Origin of the sequence: Providencia sp. PROV130, assembly GCF_028482225.1 — a bacterium.
Taxonomy (GTDB): Bacteria; Pseudomonadota; Gammaproteobacteria; order Enterobacterales; family Enterobacteriaceae; genus Providencia; species Providencia rettgeri.
In genome coordinates, this window is the sequence record NZ_JAMPQC010000073.1 from 1 (window position 1) to 1597 (window position 1597).

The following is a 1597-nucleotide window of genomic DNA, read 5'->3' on the forward strand; positions in this document are numbered from 1 at the left end:
CAGATTGATGACGAACCCCATGTTTTTAGCATGGGGTTTATTGTGTTAGCGACCGAAGGTCGCGATCGCGATATTTTTCTAAAATCCCATCATCAATAACTTTCTCAAGCTATATTCCGTTCTATATGCCTTTAATTGGCTTTGTATTAACTTAAAAAAGTAAAAAAGAAGCGCCAGTAGCGCCATCTTCTTCATATTTTGTGCAACAGCTGCTAATAAGCACTGCATTTGCACTTTATTTAACCCACGGAACCGCGCATAACGGTGACCATGATGTTGTTTGGCATCGGCAAAACTTCTTTCTACCGTCTCTTTTCGTCTTGCGTAGATTTTTTTACCCCACTTGCTTAGCCGTAACGTATTTGACCACTCTTTCGCTTCTTCCCATACATGTCGAGTGATTGTTTTTTGTCCTTTTTTGTTTTGAGTACACGATTGTCGATGTTCGCATAATTGGCATTGAGCCATATTGGATTTGTAATGTTTATAACCATTACGGTCAGTTGTACTGTAGGTTAAAAGCGCTTCGGTTGGACACACATACACATCGCGCTGTGCATCATAGTAAAAATGTTTTTTTTGATACGCATTTTGCCCTTTATTGGGACGTCGATAACCAGGAACAAGAGCGATACTCATTTCTTTCGCGAGATGACAAACGGGGGCGGTGAAGTAACCGGCATCCACGCCTGCGGCAATGGGGTTAAGATTAAAACGTTCAATTTGACGCTGTAATCGGCCAATGTAAGGCTGGCTATCGTGCACATTTCCTGCGGTGACATGGGTGTCCATAATGATACCGTGCTTTCCATCAACCGTACGATGGTCAAGATAAAAGAAGCCTTTGGGTTTATTGTCCCGATGCATAAAACCACTTTCAGGGTCAGTGGTACTTACTTTAGTGTTTTTGACGGCGCTGTTTTCGTTGGATTTTTTTGCGTCGGGTAACGGCTTTTTTGCGTGATTTTTCCGGTCTCTTTCGACAGCGACATTGAGTTGTTCAATATATTCACTTGGGGCGATGGGACGCTCTTCATTAATGGCTTTGTGCGGGTTCGCGTTGGCTTTCAAGTGGGTACTGTCAGTATAAAGAACGCGTCCATTCGCCATGCCTCCACTGATGGCTTGTTCAACGACATGGTCAAATATCTGCTGGAAAATATCACTGTCATTAAATCGGCGAATACGATTTTGGCTCAATGTTGAAGCATCGGGCACTTTCTCCGTTAACCCCATGCGTAAAAACCAACGATAAGCCATATTGACTTGGATTTCTTTAACCAGTTTTCGCTCTGATGGGATACCAAACAGATAGCCTAACAGCATCATTTTAATAAGACGAACAGGGTCAATCGCAGGTCGCCCGTTATTGGGACAATAAAGGTGAGCAACGGCATCACGAATAAATTCAAAGTCCATAATCGCATCGACTTTACGAACAAGATGGTCTTCAGGCACCAACTCATCGAGTGTGATAGTTTCGAATTGATATTGCTGAGGAGAAGGTTCTTTTAACATATCGGTTAGCTCATTATTTGTACTAACCTTATTAGATCAAAGTCCTCACTAAAAAGCGAGGACTTTGTCAGCAGTCTGA

General features: G+C 42.5%; 1 protein-coding gene. It reads right to left on the reverse strand.

What is annotated here, in order from left to right:
• Positions 1-78: 78 nt before the first annotated feature.
• Complete coding sequence (locus PSF28_RS23550) at positions 79-1518, reverse strand: IS1182 family transposase (RefSeq protein ID WP_136135612.1); 1440 nt, start codon at positions 1516-1518, stop codon at positions 79-81.
• Between the last annotated feature and the right edge of the window lie 79 nt (positions 1519-1597).

Bases quoted from the DNA above. Each gene is read 5' to 3' on its own strand.
- PSF28_RS23550 (WP_136135612.1), bottom strand. From the start codon at position 1,518: ATGTTAAAAGAACCTTCTCCTCAGCAATATCAATTCGAAACTATCACA.